The organism is Nocardia otitidiscaviarum NBRC 14405, from assembly GCF_000308635.1.
Taxonomy (GTDB): Bacteria; Actinomycetota; Actinomycetes; order Mycobacteriales; family Mycobacteriaceae; genus Nocardia; species Nocardia otitidiscaviarum.
Map to the genome: position 1 here is coordinate 123,042 of NZ_BAGD01000054.1, position 17,101 is coordinate 140,142.

The window sequence follows — 17,101 nt, forward strand, 5'->3', positions numbered from 1 at the left end:
TCGCGGACTCAGTCGGTGACCGGCGTCACCGGGATCGGCGCGATGGATCGCACACAGTCGGTGGCGCCGGGCGTGCCGATGCGCAGGAACGTCGTCACCAGACCGGAGACGCAGCCACCCGGCACCAGATCCGGCACATGGCCCACATTCGGCACCGAGACGAAGGTGGCGCGGGGGAACTTCGCCGCCACCCGCAGGCCGTTGGCATCCGGGGTGATGGCGTCCAGGTCACCGGAGAGCACCAGCACCGGCACGTCCGGAAGCGGTTGGGCGGCATGGTCGATACGGGTGGTGGCGGGCCAGCCCAGGCAGGTGTCGCCGCCGTCGCGCTGGGCCGCCGAGAACCCGGCGGCGCTGAAGGCCCCGGCCTCCCCGGCCGCCGCCACGGCCCGGCGGTACTGCTGTTCACGCTCGGTCACCGGGGCGTCCGGGGACCAGATCGTCGGGTAGTCGTTGCAGGCCACGGCGAGGTAGAGGTCGATGTTCTCCATGACCGGCGCGGTGGCGGCGCGGACCGCGAAGGCGCGCAGGGGAGCGTCGTCGCCGCGCACCGCCGCACGCAGGGCGGCGGGGACGGTGCCCAGCACGGGGTCGGGATCGCTGCCGACCCCGGAGGTGGCGGCCTCGAAGAGCAGGCTGGCGAACTTGTCCTCGGTCAGCGTGAACGGGCGCTCGCCGGGGACGGGCAGCGGGTCGGTGCGCAGGCGGGCGTTCACCGCACGCAGGTCCGCGACGGCGGCCGCGCCGTCACAGGCGCCGCTGCGGTCGCAGATGCGCTGTAGCGCCAGCGACACCGCTTCGGCGTTCGGGCGGTTGAGCGTATCGAAATCGTGCGGGTACGCACCCGACAGCACCATGGACTGAACGTGGTCCGGGTGGCGCTGGGCGTAGACCGGCAGCAGGTAGGTGCCGTAGGAGATGCCGTACAGCACCACCTTCGGAATGCCGAGTTCGGTACGGACGGCGTCGAAGTCGTCCACGGTGGCGGCGGAGGTGTAGCCCGCCGCGCGGGGGCCGAGCAGTTCACCGCAGCGAGTTGCCGTCCGGCGCTGTTCGTCTCGGGAGAGGGTCAGGAAATCCTGGTCGGGGACACCGCAATCCAGCGGTGTGGACCGGCCGGTGCCGCGCGGGTCGATGAGCAGGAGATCGTGGTCGGCGAGGAGATCGCCGTCGACGGCGGCCAAGGCCAGATCGGCGTGCTCGATGAGCGGGACGCCCGGGCCGCCCGGATTCGGAAGGATGGTGCCCGCGGCGGGGGTGTCCTGGTCGGTGCGGTGGATCAGCGCGTAGGCGACCTGGACGGTGCCCAGGTCGGGGCTGCCGGGCACCAGGTCGCGGTCGATGGTGCCGCAGTCGACGCGGTGGGTGTCGAGGGTCGGGCACCACTCCGGGATGCCGGATGCGGGCGTGCCCGCGGGGGGAAGTGTGCTCGCCGCGGTGTGCGAGCCGCCGGAGGGTTGTGCGCCGCCGCACGCGGTGAGCGTGCTCAGTGCCACCAGTGCGGCGGCGACTGTTGTCAGTGCGGTGCGCGTCGTGCTGCGCATATCGGTCGGGACCTTTCGCCGTGGTGCCTCCCGGTGAGGCACGACAGCGATGGTGGTGGGGTGAGGTCGGACCGACGTGAAAGGAACGGCAAAGGGGTGTAAGAAAGTGACGGCTCTGGAGGGTGTCTGCGCTTGCCCACCCTGCGCCCCCGCGCAGACGCTCAGCGCGTTACAGGGAGACCGGGTAGGTGGGTTCCTGGATCTCCGGTTTGATGCGCTGTTCGACGAAGATGCCGTGCCAGATCATGAAGACCAGCAGGGTCCACAGGCGGCGGCTGTGGTCGGAGGTGCCCGCGCGGTGGGCGTCCAGCATGCCCAGCACGGCGGTCTTGTCGAGCAGGTGGTCGGTGGCGGAGTCGGTGATCTGCTGACGCGCCCAGTCGTAGAGCTCCGGGCCACGCAGCCAGTGCCGCAGCGGGACGGGGAAACCGAGCTTGGCGCGGTGCAGGACGTGCGGGGGCACGATGTCCTCCAGCGCGCGGCGCAGGGCGTACTTGGTGGTGTCCTTGGTGATCTTCTGATCCACCGGGATCTTCTCGGCGACCGCGAAGACCTCCGGATCCAGGAACGGCACCCGCAGCTCCAGCGAATTGGCCATGGTCATCTTGTCGGCCTTGACCAGGATGTCGCCGCGCAGCCAGGTGAACAGGTCCAGATGCTGCATGCGCGCCACCGGATCCCAGTCGCGGCCCTGCATGGCCCAGATGGGATCGGTCACATCGCGATGCGTCCACTCCGGACGGAAATCGCGCAGCACCGAACGCAATTGGGCGTCGTTGAAGCTGCGGGCATTGCCGTAGTAGCGGTCCTCGAGGGTCAGCGAACCACGGTGCAGCAGACTCTTGCCGCGGGTACCGTCGGGAATGCGCTCCGACAGTCGCCCCGCCAGGCGGCGCAGCGGCTTGGGCAGGTACTCGAACGGCTTCAGCGACAGCGGTTCCCGGTAGATGGTGTAACCACCGAACAGTTCGTCGGAACCTTCGCCGGACAGCACCACCTTGACGTGCTTACGGGCCTCCTTGGCTACGAAATACAACGGCACCAGCGCCGGATCGGCCACGGGTTCGTCCAGGTACCAGACGATCTCCGGAATGGAGGCGGCGAACTCCTCGGGGCTCACGGTGCGGATGTAGTGCTTCGCGCCGATGGCGGCGGCGGTCTCGGCGGCCACATCGGCCTCCGAGTAGCCCTCGCGCTCGAACGCCGAGGTGAAGGTGAGCAGATTCGGATTGTGCCGGATGGCCAGCGCCGCGATGGCGGTGGAATCGATACCGCCGGAGAGGAACGCGCCGACCGTGACGTCCGCGCGCATATGCTTGGCCACCGAATCCTCCAGGGCCTCGGCGATCTCGCGATAGCGGTACTCGGCGGTATTCGGGCGCTGCGCCGCCGGACGCGGACGCGTGGTGGGCGGCTGCGCGGTCACCTCGCCGGGCTTCGCGAAGGGCACCACCCGGAAACGCGGATCGAAGTAGCGGGTGATCTTCGGGGCCTGCCCGGGCTCCACCCACGCGTAGCAGCCCGACTCCAGCCGCCGCACATCCCGGTGCAGGGTCTCCGGCTCGGGGACGTACTGCAACACCGTGTAGTGCTCGAGCGCGCGCGGATCGAGCGCATCGCCCAGCCCGAGCTGGGGGAGCAGGTCCAGCAGGCTCTTCTTCTCGCTGGAGAAGGCCGTACCGCCCGGACCGGTGGCCAGGAACAGCGGCTTGATGCCGAACCGGTCGCGGGCGATGAACAGCTTGCGGGTCTCGGTGTCCCAGATCGCGAAGGCGAACATGCCGCGCAGGCGGGCGGCCGCCTCCGGACCCCAGTAGTGGAAGGCCGCGGCGATGGTCTCGGTATCGCCCTCGGTGGCGAACATGGGGTCGGCCCCGAACTCGGCCCCGTGCTCGGCGGTCAGCTGCTCGCGCAGTTCGAGATAGTTGTAGATCTCGCCGTTGAAGGTCATGGCGTAGCGCTGCCGGTTCTCCGGCGGACCCCAGCGCAGCGGCTGGTGCGAATGCTCGATATCGATGATCGAGAGGCGGTTGAAGCCGAACACCATGTGCTCGTCGTGCCAGGTGCCCCGCTCATCGGGGCCGCGGTGACGCTGACAGACCAGCGCCTCGTGCAGCTGCGCCGCGATGGCTTCGGCAGTGGTCCCCTCCGGAGCGCCGGAAGTGTCAACGGTCAGATAGCCGAGCAGTCCACACACTGCGACGAAAACCTCGCTTCGGGAGTCAAGGGAACACCGTGCCCCCGGACGGGGCGGGTACGACGAAACTCAATGCCCGAGTATGCCGTATCTTTGGCCCTCCGCTTCGCTCCGGGCGGGTTCGCGGCGCTGGAGGTCCCGGTTCTTCCCTCCGTCCGCTCCCCCGCTTCGCTCCTCCGCTCCACTCAGTCCAGAACCGGGACGCGCCGCGAACCAGGGGTGTTGTGGTTCGGGGACCAGGGGAGTTGGGGCGCAGGGGGTGTGGTGGGGCGTGTCGTGGGCTACCCGATCACATCCAGGGCGGTGGTTTGGTCTACGCTGCGTAGTACTCGGGAACTCCCGGGGTCGGTGGCGCGTTGTGCGCCCGACCCTGAGAATTTCCCAAACGTGCTGAATATGTGCCGTCCGGCGGAAGGGAGTCCGGGCGGCGCCGTGTCGAATAGACGACCAGGAAGGCGTTGAGCGTGGCGCACAAGGCGAGCGAGGCGATAGGGGCACGACCCGCCCAGGGTCGGCGGGGCCGTATCCTTCGGCGGGCCGGGCTGGCGGTGTCCATGGGGATGACCGCGATGCTCGTCTCCGGCTGCTCGATCGATAACCCGTGGCTTCGGTTCGGCTGGCCCTCGGGTGTCACGCCGCAGGCCACCAAGATGCGGGAGCTGTGGACCTGGTCCGTGCTCGCCGCGCTGGCGATGGGCGTGCTGGTCTGGGGTCTGACCTTCTGGACCGTCATCTTCCACCGCAAGAAGAAGAACTCGCCGGAGTTCCCGCGCCAGACCGGCTACAACGTGCCGCTGGAGCTGACCTACACGGCGATCCCGTTCGTGATCATCGCGGTGCTGTTCTACTTCACCGTGGTCGTGCAGAACTACGTGCACGAGAAGGTCGACAACCCGGATGTCGTGGTCGACGTGACCGCCTTCCAGTGGAACTGGAAGTTCGGCTACCAGAAGGTCGACTTCAAGGACGGTGGCCTCCAGTACGACGGCGTCGACGCCGAGCGCGAGGAGATGAACACCCAGATCCGGGAAGAGTGCCTGGAGCGCAAGAACGACGAGGGCCACCCGCAGCCGTGCCCGAACAACGGCCTGCCGGCCAATGACATCTCCTACCTGAACTACGACAAGATCGAGACCATCGGCACCTCGGAGGAGATCCCGGTGCTGGTCCTGCCGACCGGCAAGGTCATCGAGTTCGAGCTGGCGGCCGCGGATGTCATCCACGCCTTCTGGGTGCCGGAGTTCCTGTTCAAGCGCGACGTGATGCCGAACCCGAAGGAAAACCACTCGGACAACACCTTCCAGATCACCAAGATCGAGAAGGAAGGCGCGTTCGTGGGCCGCTGCGCGGAAATGTGCGGCACCTTCCACTCCATGATGAACTTCGAGGTCCGCGCGGTGACGCCGGAGAAGTTCGAGCAGTACCTGAAGGAGCGCGAGTCCGGTAAGACCAATGCCGAGGCGTTGGCCGCCATCGGTGAGTCGCCGGTCGCCGTGACCACCAAGCCCTTCGACACCGAACGTACGGCCCGCGGTGAGGGCCTTACGGAAGCCGCCAAGTGAGGACTGAACTGACATGAAGGTCGAAGCTCGCATCTTCGAACTGATCACGATCTTCTTCGTGCTCGTGGCCATCGTGTACGGCTACTTCACCGCCCAGTCGCGCACCGGCGTCGAATGGGCGGGCACCACCGCCATCGTGCTGTCGGCGGGCCTGTCGCTGATCGTCGGCACCTACTTCCGCTTCGTGGCGCGACGTCTCGACCTGCGCCCCGAGGACTTCGAGGACGCTGAGATCGCGGACGGCGCGGGCGACCTGGGCTTCTTCTCGCCCGGTTCGTTCTGGCCCATCCTGCTGGCCGCGGCGGGCTCGGTCGCCGCGCTGGGCTTCGCGTTCTTCCAGTTCTGGCTGATCGGCGTCGGCGTGGTGCTGATCCTGATCGCCGCGGGCGGTCTGGTGTTCGAGTACCACCTCGGACCCGAGAAGCACTGACCCGAGCACACCAAGCGCCCCGCCCGGATTCCGGGCGGGGCGTTTCGCATTTCGCGTGCGTGTCATGACGGGACACGCTCGCGGTTTGTCCGGTTGCGCGAATCCGCCGCGGTATTTCGCTTTTCCGCGCTCCCGCCTGCGCTACGGTCGGCTGTCATTTCGAACGAGATCACGAGGAAAGGGCGGGATGAAGCTTCGTATGTCCACGCTGGCGGTGCCAGCCCTTTGTGTGCTGTTCACGACCGCGGGTGCCGCCGTCACGGCGGGTCCGGCCGCGGCGACCGCGATCTCCGGGGGCTGTGAGGGCGGGCATGTGCAGTTCATGTCCGACACCCCCATCGGTCTGGAGCCCACACAGGTGACGGCGCGGCTCGACGGCGATCTGCACACCTGCGTCGGCACCCCGACCGAGGAGGGTGGCTGGTCCACCGATTTCGTCGGCGAGGCCAGCTGCCTGGGCGTCAACGGGAAGCTGGACGCCACCTTCAACTGGGCCAATGGTGAGGTCAGCCGCCTCGTCGGGCCGTTCGCGCTGAACGGTTACGGTGCGCCCGCGACCAATACGCTCCAGATCGTGGAGGGGCCGGGCGCCGGGGGCACGGTGGTGATCACGACCGGCCCGATCGAGAAGGCGGGTGGCTCGGTGACCACGTGTATCGACGGACCCATCCGGAATGTCGGAATGCCGGTCACCGGAGCGCAATTCGCGTGAGGGTGAGAGGCGGGGTGCTCGGCGGCGGGCACCCCGCCTTCCCCTCATCCGCGCAATTACCGAAAGCGCTGTAAGCCGCGCTGCTACCTGCCGAGGCGCTACATGCCGAAGGCGTGCATGAGGCGGCTGGTGGAGCGTGGCGCGACGCCCGCGAGCCCGCGCAGGGTGCGGGAGAAGCGGGGCTCCACCCGGCTGGGCCGGGTGCGGATAGCGTGCTCGATCCAGCGGGCCGCCTCGGCGGGCACCGAGACCGGATGTTCGGCGTAGTAGTCCGGCGATTCGGCGTCGGCCTTGAAGGCCGGATACTGCACCGAGGTGACGTGGATGCCGCGCGGCGACAGTTCCGCGTCCGCACAGTCGCCGAAGGTGGTCCAGGCGGCCTGAGCACTGGCGTAGGAGGCGAAATTCGGTGCGGCCCCGGTCGACAGGCTCCACGGCCCCACATTGACCACATGCCCGGATCCGCTGGCCAGCATGGCCGGGATCAGGCCGAGGGTGAGCCGGAGCGGGCCGAAGTAGTTGGCGGCCATCATGCGCTGATAGTCGCGGAACTTGTCCAGCGATTGCAGTACCGGTCGGCGCAGCGGGCGGCCCGCATTGTTGACCAGCACGTCGATGCGTTCGAACTCGGCGACCGCCCATTCGACGAGTTGGTCCACATCGCCGAGGGCGGACATATCGCAGCGGTGCCAGCGGGCCGTACCGCCCGCTTGGACAATGGTATTGGTGTCGGAGATCAGGAGATCGCCGCGCCGTGCCACCAGCAGCACCTCGGCGCCCTGAAGGGCTAGTAGCCGGGCGGTGGCACGGCCGATATCGGAACAGGCATCGGTGATGACGATTCGTTTGCCCGCGATGGATTCGGAGGCGGGCCGACGGCGATCATGGCGGAATTCGATCATGGAACAGGCAACCTTCGTGTGGGAACGAGCCGAACCATGCATCAGCACCCCGCCGACAGTGCCGATACCGGCCGCACATCGCCGCTGACTGATTGCCAGGAGTGTGCGGCGGAACACAGTCTAGTCGGTCGGGTCATACCGCCGGGCGCGTTCGGCGACACAGATCTCGTCGATTCCGGACACGATGTCGCGCAGCATCTCCGAGGGCAGCGCGGCCGGACGCAGCCGACAGGTGAAGGTGATGAAACCGTGGTCCTCGCCGTCGAGTTCGCGCAGGTAGGGGGACCGCACACCGTAGGTCATGGCCGAGATGACGGTGAAGCAGCCGGTGCGTTCGCGCAGGTCGGAGAACAGGTCGTGCAGGCCGTGGAAGACCCGCGCGTAGGTGGACATGGGGGCGAACAGCGAGATGCGGTACGCCGGACCGCGTTCGGAGGAACTGATGACGGTATCGGCCAGGAACTCCGCGTCCCGCAGCGTCAGCACCTTCGGAGCGAACATGAGCGCACCGGCCGCGGCATAGCGCACCGGCATACCCGCGCGGCCGCCCGCCGAGGAGGCGATGGCGCCCAGCGACTTTCGGGCACGCGCGCCGACCTCGCGCCGGGCGCGCAGCGAACCGGTGGGCGTGGTCGGGTGCAGGCTCGACCACTGCCCGAACCGCATGGTGCCCAGTTTGACCTGTCCGGTGCCGACCGGTCGCGACACCCGCAGCGGCGCGGTGTCGACCCACCGGCCCACCTGGAGTACCGCGTCACCGGGCCGGGTGATCTCCTGCACCGACTGGTCGACGAAGGTGTCGAAATCCAGGAAGCGGTGCGCGTCGGTGGTGAGCCAGGTGCGGTCCTTGTCCACCGTGCGCACGGCGAGGGTGAGCGCGGTGATGATGCCGGTGCGTCCGCCACCGCCGAGGATGCGCCGGAACCGCTCGGTATTGTGGCCGCGCCCGCAGGTGCCGAATCGTCCGTCCTGATCGACGTATTCGAGTTCCACCACATTGTCGCTGAACATGCCGAACCGGTGCGAGGCGGAACTGAGCCCGCCGACCGCCGCGAATCCGCCCGCGGTGATCTCACGGTGGTCGCCCACGATCGGCAGGCCCAGCCCGTGCGCACCCAGCGTGCGGTCGATCTCGGCCAGCCGCGCCCCCGCCTGCACCCGCACGGTGCGGGCGTCGGCGTCGACCACCTGCACCCGGTTCATCTTCCGCATGGACAGCACCGCACCCTGCTCCGGTACCGCCAGCTCGTCCTCGGCCCGCTCGCCACCGCGGATGATCAGCGGTTTCGTCGACTTGCGCGAATCCCGAACCGTGCGAACCACATCCGCGGTGTCACGGGGCAGGAACTCATCTCCGATGGTGGGTGCGGACGTGCTCATGGCGCTACAGCTAACCACAAAACCGGAGGTTGCGCGCCCCTGTCCAGATGGCCGATCAGCCAGCGGGAGACAAGCGCTGAGTGAACAGGATCTTCCCGCTCGCGTCGCACAGATTCACCGTCAACTCCCGGCTGCGCCCGTCGATGAGCACCTCGCCGAAATGCTGGAACTCGCCGTCCAGCGGAGAGGTGTTCTGCGTGGCCGGAGCGTGCACGAACACCGCCTCCGGCCCGAAGGTGCGATCCAGGTCGTTGGGTCCGAACGCACCGGCATTGAGCGGGCCGGAGACGAACTCCCAGAACTCGTCGAAATCGGTGAAGGCGGCCCGGCTCGGGGAGTAGTGGTGGGCGGCGGTGTAGTGCACGTCGGCCGTCAACCAGACCACCCCGGTCACCCGGTTCGCCTTGATCGAGGACAGCACCCGCGCGATCTCGGCCTCCCGCCCCGAGGGCGCGCCCGGATCATTGTTGGCCACCCCTTCGAAAGCGGTCCGGTCCTTCTGCTCACCGTCCTTGACCACCAGCCCCAGCGGCAAATCGTTGGCGACGATCTTCCAGGTGGCCGTCGAATCACGCAGACCGTCCATGAGCCACCGGGTCTGGGCCGGACCGAGAATCCGGCCGTCGGCGCCGGTGTTCTCGGTATTGGCATCCTTGTAGGTGCGCATATCGAGCACGAACACGTCCAGCAGCGGCCCGTAGGAAACCTTGCGGAACAGCCGACCGTCCACGGCCTCCCGGGGATCCACCGGCATCCATTCGTGGAACGCCTGCCACGAGCGGGTGGCGAGGGTGTCCATATTCCGTTCCGAATAGCCCTTGGCGGCGGCGACCGTCCCACCCGGTGACCAGTTGTTCACGGTCTCGTGGTCGTCCCACTGCACCAGTTGCGCGACCGAGCCGTTGAACCGCCGGTAGTTCTCGTCGGACAGGTTGTAGGCGTAGTTGCCCCGGAATTGTTCGAGAGTCTGCGCCACAGTCGATTTCGCCTCGGTGACGGTGTTGCGCCAGACTCGGCCGTCCGGCAGGGTGACCGACTCCTGGAGCGGACCGTCGGCGTAGATGGAGTCGCCGGAGTGCAGGAACAGGTGCGGGTCGCGAGCGGCCATGGTGGAGAAGACCTGCATGCCACCGAGATCCGGATTGCTGCCGTACCCCTGTCCCGCCACATCGCCGGACCAGAGGATCTTGATATCCGACGGCGCGCTGGGAACGGTGCGGAAGACGCCCGTGATCGGCTCGGACGTCGCACCGTCCGCGGCCTCCAGGGTGACCCGGTAGTGCACCTGCTGACCCGGCTGCAACCCGGCGATCCGGAGCCGCCCGGTGCCGTCCGTCTCCGGTGTCAGCAGCGGGCCCTCGAAACGCCGTGGGTTGTTGAAGGATTCGGTACCGGCGGTTTCGACGATGAGCTTGGCCGGGGCATCGGAGCGTGCCCAGATGAGGGCACCGTCCGGGCGCGGATCGCCGACCGCGACCCCGTGCGTGAGCGTGGGGCGCTGGCGGACGACGGCCGGGCCGTCAGTGGAGCAGGAGACCAGCGCGGGCGCGGCCACCAAGCCGAAGGCGGAGGTGCGAAGAAGCGTGCGTCGAGTGAAGCCGGTGTGTAGGGCCATGGGGGTGACCTTTGCTGAGGTTTCTCAACGGACTTTGAACGGCAGATGACGAGGAAAGGACAAATGCGACTTGCTGGAATGGGTGCGTGAATTGGTTTTCTCCTTCTGCCGCAACTCTTTTCCCGATAGAATTGCGGCATGAATACGAGCCGGGCAGGTGAGGTATTCGCGGTCGTGGAGGAATTGACGACCGCGACCACCGCCCTGCTCGACGAAGACCTCACCCGCTACTCCGACACCGACTTCGTCGAACTCATGCGACGCGTGGAAACCGTCCGCGCTCGGTTGGGAGCGGTGTCGCATCGGCTGGTGATCGAGACCAGCGACCGGTCGTGCTCTCCATGCGCCTCGAGGACCTCGAACGCGGCGCCGGGCATGCGGTCACCGGCGCGGGCACGACCATGTCGATCCCGACCGCACTGCGGATGGCAGCGGTTGGCGTGTGTCGCCCGCGATCGTGGGTGTACGTTCCCCGGCTGTGATGCGCCCGCGACGATGTGCGCGGTCCACCACCTGATCCCGTGGGCGACCCGGCACGCAGACACCGGGTCAATCACCGCCACCACGGCGACGAACTCCTCGCCCCCGCTATCCACCGACTGCGCGTGAAACAAGACGCCGGACTACCACCGCCACCCCTGCGGCGATAGGCCGCTTGCCGGTCGGGGCGGTACCGCCGCCCTGCGCCCGGGGTGTGCGGCAGCAGCGGCTCCGTCAGCTCCCACAGCCAGCGCAGACACTGACGATGACGACAAAGCGCCCCGTATCGGCCATCGCATGGATAGCGTGCAACCCATGCCGATGGTACAACTCGCCGCCCGGGCCACCGCCGCCGTACTTATGACGCTGACTGCCGGAGCCTGCAGCAGCGACGGCCACGCCACCATCGACGAGCTGGCCAGCGCAATGGCCGAGGCGTACAACACCAAGGACACCGACGCGCTGATCGACCTGACATGCGAGGCGGACAAACCGAGGGCCGAGAAGATGGATCTGAACGTGGAGATGGAGGCGAGGACGTTCGGATTGCCCTACACCGTGTCAGTCGTCAAGGCCGAGGAAAACGGCGATCAGGGCACCGTGACACTTGCGTTGAACGCCAACAATAAATCACTGCCCGAGGAGTACGACGTGTCGAAAGTCGACGGCGAATGGCTCATCTGCGACCGCTGAAAACCGCAGGGCGGCACACCTTCCCGCTCGCCTACCCCTCGATACGACAAGACCCGCTTCGGTTTGAAATCTCTGGAACGCGCCCACAGCCGGTCTGAGGGCTGGAATAGCCACCCAACGGCACCACACCTCAATTCTCTTCATCCCTCACAACCACACCGTCGCGGAACTCATCTTCCATAGCGGACAGCCCGATCCGCGCCGATGTCTGAAGTTCGGAATCCCAGTCGGCGGCCAGCAGTTCGGTCTGCGACTGCCGCGTGCGGTGGGGTGGGAGAGAAGCGAAGCGGCGTTCGGTCGCCAGGACCGTTTCGAGCAGGGGAGCGGCGACGGCCGCGGGGGAGCCGATCTTGCTGATGAGGCGGGCGGCGGCGCGGCAGTCGGCGTCGGCGTAGCCCGAGTTCAAGGGGGTCAGGGCGGCTAGGAGTACCGGTACGGCCGGGTCCGGGTCGCCGGTGATGTGCCACCAGGCGGAGGCGGCGTGGACGCGTTCCCAGCCGCCCGGGGACTCCAGGCGTTTGCGGACGTCGTCGGCGAAAGGCACGGCGAGGGAACCGAGTTCGGCGAGGCGGTCGAAGTCGACGGCGATACCGGTTTCCACGGCTTCGCCGAAGACCCGCACGGCCACCTCCGGTTCGCCGGTGACCCGCCAGTGCGCCCAGGCGGCGGTCTGGGTGCCGTGCCAGCGCAAGGAGGTGTCGGGCGGGAGGTCCGTGTCGTGCCGGGGCGGCTGCTCCGCGCCCAGGGCGAAGCGTTCGAGGAGATCCGCCGCCGGGTGCGCGGCCGGGCCGATCGCGCCGATCACCTCGCAGGCCCAGCGGGCATGGCCGGTGCGCAAGTACGGCAACAGTTCCGGCACGGCCGGTGCGGCCGCCGGACCCCACGCCGTCAAGGCGCGCAGGAGCGGGCGCAGGGCGCTGTGGTAGCCCTCGGTGGCGAGACAGGTGCGGATGCCCGGCAGCAGCGCGTCGGCGAAGTCGACCAGGGGAGTGAGGACGTGGTCGATATCGAAGGGGTCGCGGAGCATGCCGATGCGGCCGCTGGTCAGCCAGTCGCGCACGGTGTCGACGGCGGCCCGGTGGCGCAGGCGCGACAGTGCGAGAGTGACCGAGCCGAAAGAGCTCTCATGTCCGAGCGTGGCGACCATGACCGGTACCAGCGGTGCGAAATCCTGGCTTGGTTCCGTGCCCGCGACCGCCGCCAGCACCCCCGCCGCATCATCGCTGTGATAGTCCGGATCGGCGACGCAGCGGGCCAATTCGGCGAGCAACTCGGGTTGCGAAGTCCGCCACTGCATCAGGATCTCCGAGGTGAGCGCGACACCCACCGACCGCAGTTCGGGATCGCCGGCGGCGAAGGAGGTCTTGGCCAGTTCGACGGTATCCGCGAGCGGCATCACCATGGCGGTGCGCGCGATATTGGGATCCGTTCTGGCCGTGGCCAAGAGCCGGAGCAGCCACGAGCTCAACATCACTCCGGTCTCTTGCGTCATGGATCGTACGTTACCGTTTCGTGATAAATACCGCGAGGTGGCTGCCGCGCGGTAAGGGGCGGGCGAATAATGGCGGGGAAGGTGTCGGGCCGGTCGGATACCGTTGCGCGATATGAACAGGGCGCGGTTGATCGCGGAGATGTCGGCCGGGGCGACGCCGGAATTCCTCTACTTCTGGGGCCATACGCGGACGCCCGGGCACGAGGTGGGCCGCTGGGTGCTCAGTCAGTGGTGGCCGGTCGAGTTCCCGGTGGACGGTGTGAGCTACCGCAGCGCCGAACATTTCATGATGGCCGAGAAGGCCCGGCTGTTCGGTGACGAGGAGATGCGGGCGCGGGTGCTGGTCAGCGCGACGCCCGCGGACGCCAAGCGGCTCGGGCGCGCGGTGCGCGGATTCGACGACGCCACCTGGCTGGCTCGTCGCTACGACATCGTGGTGCGCGGCAGTATCGCGAAATTCGGTGCGCACGAAACCCTTCGGGACTTCTTGGTGGGCACCGGCGACAAGGTGCTGGTGGAAGCCGCGCCCCGCGACACCGTCTGGGGGATCGGGCTCGGCGCCGACCGTCCGGAGGCGGCCGATCCGGCGGCGTGGCGAGGGGAGAACCTGCTCGGCTTCGCGCTCATGGAGGCGCGGGCCGCACTGCGCTGACACCTACTCGTTGACCAGGCGCAGGCTGGGCGTGTGCGCCCGCTTCCGGTCCACCAGCCACACCATCAGGGCCTGGTCCAGAGTGGGGCTCATGGTTTCGATCTCCACCTCGGTGTCGCCGCGTTCGGGATGGTCCAATCGCATGACGCCCGTGCGGTGTTCGATGACGCGGTGCGAATGCCAGCGGTGAGCGAATTCCGGATACGACCGCAGGGCGGCCACCAAGGTGTGCAACTCGGAATCGTCGGTCCAATGCGCACAGGCCGAGCGCAGCGCCGAGATGTACATGTCCGCGACCTCCGGCCAATTGCGAATATGCTGTGCCGCAGCGGAATTCCCGAAAATGTAGCGCGCCAGATTGCCATGGTTGGACTCGTCCAGCAGTCCCAGAGGGGTCGCGAAATCCCGCCAGGCCGGATTGCATGCGAGAATGTTCAATCGCCGCCCCACCAGCAGGGCCGGTGTCGGATGCAGAGTGTCCAGGACCGCCTGCAAGGTCTCGCTCACCCGCTCGTGCGCCTTCCCGGCGGTGGGGCAGGCGGCCGGTTCCATACCGAAGCTGATGCGCAGGAAATGCTGTCGTTCGGCGGCGGTGAGCCGGAGCGCGTCCGCGAGCGCCGCGAGCACGCTCGCGGAGGGATTGGTGTCGCGCCCCTGCTCCAGCCGGGCGAGATAGTCGACGCTCACCCCGGCGAGCGCGGCCACCTCCTCCCGTCGCAGACCGGGGGTGCGGCGGCGTCGGCCGGGCGGCAGGCCGACCTGCTCGGGCTGCAACTGGGCCCGGCGGGCCACCAGGAATTCGGCGAATTCGGACTGTGCCACGCCAACCATGATGCCCGGTCCGATGGTTGTTATCCCCGCCCTGTCAGTCCCAGGATCAGCGCGGTGTGGTTACCGGACCGGAGTCCACTTAGCGTTTCCGGTATGACGACTTCGACACAGCCGACCCTCGCCACCGGTGCCTGGACGCTCGACACCGCGCACTCCTCGGTCAATTTCACCGTCCGCCACCTGGGCATCTCCAAGGTTCGCGGCCGATTCAACCGCTTCGAGACGGAGTTCGTGGTGGACGAGACCGGTGCCGCCGCCGTGTCCGCGACCATTCACCTCGACTCCTTCGACACCGGCAATGCCGACCGCGACGCCCACGCCCGCGCGGCCGATCTGCTCGATGTGCAGTCCCGGCCCACCCTCACCTTCAAGGCGCTCGAACCACTGCGCGTCACCGAGGACTTCCAGGTCACCGGCGAGGTCACCCTCGGTGGTGTGACCGCACCCGTCACCCTCGACGTCGAATGGGGCGGGCTGCAACCTTTCCCGCAGACCGGCGACAACCACATCGGGTTCACCGCCACCGGCACGCTGAAGCGCACCGATTTCGGCGTGGCCACCGCCATCCCGTCGGCCATGATCAGCGACAAGGTGGCGATCGAGCTGGATATCCAGCTCATCGAGCCGAAGGCGTAAGCGTTCAGCGCGTGCGCTCGTGGAAGAGGAGCAGGGTGTAGGCGGCGACGGTGTCGGCGTCGATGATCACCCCGGAGCTGATCATGGATTCGAGTTCGGCCCGGGTGAACCAGGCCGACCGCATATCCTGCTCCTCCACCTCCCGCTCGTGCGGGCCCTCGGTCAGATCGGTGGCCAGGAAATAGTGTCCGCGATTGCTGCACACGGCCGGGGCGGGGGCCAACTCGCCCAGATACGTCATGGTGGCGGCCCGTAGCCCCGTCTCCTCCCGCAGTTCCCGATGCGCGATCTCGATCGGTTCGGCGGCGGTGGCACGGTCGGGCAGCGATCCGGCCGGAAACTCCCAACTCCGCCGCCCGAGCGGATACCGATACTGCTCGACCAGGTGGAACCGCTCCCCGTCGCGCGGCACCACGATCGCGAAGTCCGAACGATCCACCACGCCGTAGATGCTGGTGCTGCCGTCGGCGCGCCGAATGGCGTCCTCCCGAACCGTCATCCAGGCATTCGAATAGACCTCACGCGAATCGATCGTCTCCATACCCGACGATCCTGCCGGACGAGCGGTCGCACCCGCCGCTGCCCCGGTATTCGGGGGCTCCCGACCCGCCCGCCCGCCCATTACCGTCGCCCGCGTGGGGTCACGGCCCCACGGTGTCCGGCCGCACTGCCCGGCGGCCGGGATATGGCCTGGGCGTGCGCTTTTCGGTCCCGAACGAGCGGTAGAGCGCCGAATCCGGAAAGCGCCCGCCCAGGCCGCCCCGAACGCGCCGATTCGGCGAGTGCCTGCCCGATGCACTGGGCTGGCTTGCCTCGTGCGGTGCGTGGCTGCTTCGCGTGGTGTGTGCTGCCACGAGTGGTGTGCACTGCTTCGCGTGGTGCGCAAGTCTTCGCGCCTCACACGCTCCTTCGCACACCTTGCCCCGTACACACGCCCCGGTAGTGCGGCGCGCCCGGTCGTGCATCATGCCGGGGCGCACGTCGCGCCCGGTTGCACGTCCGTGGGAGTGTGCGCTCGTCGTGGGGCGGCTCTGCCTTATCGCTGTCCTCCGGCTACCGCGGCAGCGGCGGCCATGGTGTCGGTGGCCAGGGCATCCAATGCGGCTGCGGTGAGATTGGTGTCGGGGCAGGCGACTACGGCGGCGGTGACGCGGGCGGGGGTGACAGTGTCGGGGGTCGTGCGGTCGGCGGGAATGCTGCCGCCGGGGGCGAAGATCGGCGCGGCGACCGAGACCACCGCGTTGTGGTCGGTGAGTTCGTCGGGCAGGTAGTCGATGGTGATGAGGTCGGTGATCATCGCGTTGAGGCGGTGGCGCAGGGGATCGGTGACGGGGGAGTGGCGGAGGGTGGAGAGGGCCTCGAGCATCGGGGTGGAGTCGTCGGCGAGGCGCTCGACCGCGTAGCCGCGGGTGCGGATGGCGTCCAGTACGGCGCTCAGGCGGGGGCGGTGGGACGGGTCGGCGGTGGCGATCCAGGCGTCGCGTTCGGGCGCGGCGGCCCAGGCGACGAATTCGCGGCAGACCGGCGGGGCCAGGGGGAGGCGGCGGCCCACCCGGATCCAGGGCACCGAGGGGCTGCCGATGACCTCCGTGACGAGGATGGCGTCGGCTTCGCGTTCGGCGAGGAAGACCGGAATATCGTGCTGGGCGGCCAGCTTTCGCATGGGTTCGGCGGCCAAGCGGCGCAGCGGGAAGGCGGCTTCGGCGCGCCGCGCGACCGTCACCAACTCCAATCCCAGGCTGTAGTTGCCGCTGTCGTCGCGCAGCGTCCAGCCGTCGGCGGTGAGCTGGGTCAGCACCGCGTGCGCCGTCGCCCGGGACATGCCGGTGGCGCGGACGATGGCCGCCAGCGAGAGGTGTTCGGCCGGGCGGCGCGACAGCAGGTCGATCACCCGCACCACCCGCTGGGTAGGCGGAGAGGCGGACGGCTCGGGCTGGGCGGCTGCGGTCATCGTTCGTCCTGCTCGTCGGTGCGC

The 17,101-nt window shown here is 68.3% G+C and carries 16 protein-coding genes; 6 read left to right on the forward strand and 10 right to left on the reverse strand.

Translation table 11 applies throughout. The features are described from left to right. Positions 1–8: 8 nt before the first annotated feature. Positions 9–1,544, reverse strand: coding sequence for an alpha/beta fold hydrolase (locus ON31_RS10615; protein WP_039812192.1), 1,536 nt, complete (start codon positions 1,542–1,544; stop codon positions 9–11). 169 nt (positions 1,545–1,713) lie between these two features. Continuing rightward, positions 1,714–3,741 (reverse strand): asparagine synthase (glutamine-hydrolyzing), encoded by a 2,028-nt coding sequence (asnB, locus tag ON31_RS10620; RefSeq protein ID WP_039812195.1) that lies wholly within the window; start codon positions 3,739–3,741, stop codon positions 1,714–1,716. Between the two features lie 560 nt (positions 3,742–4,301). Here asnB and ctaC point away from each other — a divergent pair. From ctaC to ON31_RS10635, 3 genes are all read left to right on the forward strand, one after another. Further along, positions 4,302–5,303 carry an aa3-type cytochrome oxidase subunit II gene (ctaC, locus tag ON31_RS10625; protein WP_228807852.1) on the forward strand — a complete coding sequence of 334 codons (1,002 nt, stop codon included), beginning with the start codon at positions 4,302–4,304 and terminating at the stop codon, positions 5,301–5,303. Between the two features lie 13 nt (positions 5,304–5,316). Next, positions 5,317–5,733, forward strand: coding sequence for a cytochrome c oxidase subunit 4 (locus ON31_RS10630; RefSeq protein WP_029929418.1), 417 nt, complete (start codon positions 5,317–5,319; stop codon positions 5,731–5,733). A 187-nt stretch (positions 5,734–5,920) separates the two neighbouring features. Beyond that, complete coding sequence (locus ON31_RS10635; protein ID WP_039812198.1) at positions 5,921–6,445, forward strand: hypothetical protein; 525 nt, start codon at positions 5,921–5,923, stop codon at positions 6,443–6,445. Between the two features lie 98 nt (positions 6,446–6,543). Here ON31_RS10635 and ON31_RS10640 read toward each other — a convergent pair whose 3' ends face one another. The 4 genes from ON31_RS10640 to ON31_RS36605 all read right to left on the reverse strand — a co-directional run bounded on the left by ON31_RS10640 (position 6,544) and on the right by ON31_RS36605 (position 10,645). After that, positions 6,544–7,347: an SDR family NAD(P)-dependent oxidoreductase gene (locus ON31_RS10640; RefSeq protein WP_051037072.1), complete on the reverse strand. Its 804-nt coding sequence runs from the start codon at positions 7,345–7,347 to the stop codon at positions 6,544–6,546. Positions 7,348–7,467: 120 nt separating this feature from the next. Further along, positions 7,468–8,727: an FAD-binding oxidoreductase gene (locus ON31_RS10645; protein WP_029929412.1), complete on the reverse strand. Its 1,260-nt coding sequence runs from the start codon at positions 8,725–8,727 to the stop codon at positions 7,468–7,470. Positions 8,728–8,782: 55 nt separating this feature from the next. Beyond that, positions 8,783–10,342 carry an alkaline phosphatase D family protein gene (locus ON31_RS10650; RefSeq protein ID WP_039812200.1) on the reverse strand — a complete coding sequence of 520 codons (1,560 nt, stop codon included), beginning with the start codon at positions 10,340–10,342 and terminating at the stop codon, positions 8,783–8,785. Positions 10,343–10,366: 24 nt separating this feature from the next. Further along, entirely contained in the window at positions 10,367–10,645 is a 279-nt protein-coding gene (locus ON31_RS36605) for a hypothetical protein (protein ID WP_157533645.1), read from the reverse strand. Positions 10,646–11,137: 492 nt separating this feature from the next. Here ON31_RS36605 and ON31_RS10655 point away from each other — a divergent pair, with 492 nt between their 5' ends. Beyond that, positions 11,138–11,515 (forward strand): Rv0361 family membrane protein, encoded by a 378-nt coding sequence (locus ON31_RS10655; RefSeq protein ID WP_039812203.1) that lies wholly within the window; start codon positions 11,138–11,140, stop codon positions 11,513–11,515. A gap of 130 nt (positions 11,516–11,645) precedes the next feature. Here the strand turns inward: ON31_RS10655 and ON31_RS10660 are convergent, their stop codons facing one another. After that, positions 11,646–13,007, reverse strand: a complete 1,362-nt coding sequence (locus tag ON31_RS10660; protein ID WP_147287199.1) for a hypothetical protein — start codon at positions 13,005–13,007, stop codon at positions 11,646–11,648. Positions 13,008–13,119: 112 nt separating this feature from the next. On the opposite strand from ON31_RS10660, the gene ybiA reads away from it, so the two are divergent. After that, positions 13,120–13,659 (forward strand): riboflavin biosynthesis intermediates N-glycosidase, encoded by a 540-nt coding sequence (gene ybiA, locus ON31_RS10665; protein WP_039812210.1) that lies wholly within the window; start codon positions 13,120–13,122, stop codon positions 13,657–13,659. A gap of 3 nt (positions 13,660–13,662) precedes the next feature. On the opposite strand, the gene ON31_RS10670 is transcribed toward ybiA, so the two are convergent. Continuing rightward, entirely contained in the window at positions 13,663–14,490 is an 828-nt protein-coding gene (locus ON31_RS10670) for an MmyB family transcriptional regulator (protein WP_051037073.1), read from the reverse strand. Between the two features lie 93 nt (positions 14,491–14,583). On the opposite strand from ON31_RS10670, the gene ON31_RS10675 reads away from it, so the two are divergent. Continuing rightward, a complete protein-coding gene (locus ON31_RS10675; RefSeq protein ID WP_039812215.1) occupies positions 14,584–15,126 on the forward strand; it encodes a YceI family protein in 543 nt (180 codons plus the stop codon). Positions 15,127–15,130: 4 nt separating this feature from the next. Here the strand turns inward: ON31_RS10675 and ON31_RS10680 are convergent, their stop codons facing one another. Both ON31_RS10680 and ON31_RS10685 read right to left on the reverse strand, forming a co-directional pair. Further along, complete coding sequence (locus ON31_RS10680; RefSeq protein ID WP_029929401.1) at positions 15,131–15,667, reverse strand: NUDIX domain-containing protein; 537 nt, start codon at positions 15,665–15,667, stop codon at positions 15,131–15,133. A gap of 495 nt (positions 15,668–16,162) precedes the next feature. Next, positions 16,163–17,077: an IclR family transcriptional regulator gene (locus tag ON31_RS10685; RefSeq protein WP_039812218.1), complete on the reverse strand. Its 915-nt coding sequence runs from the start codon at positions 17,075–17,077 to the stop codon at positions 16,163–16,165. Positions 17,078–17,101 lie beyond the last annotated feature (24 nt).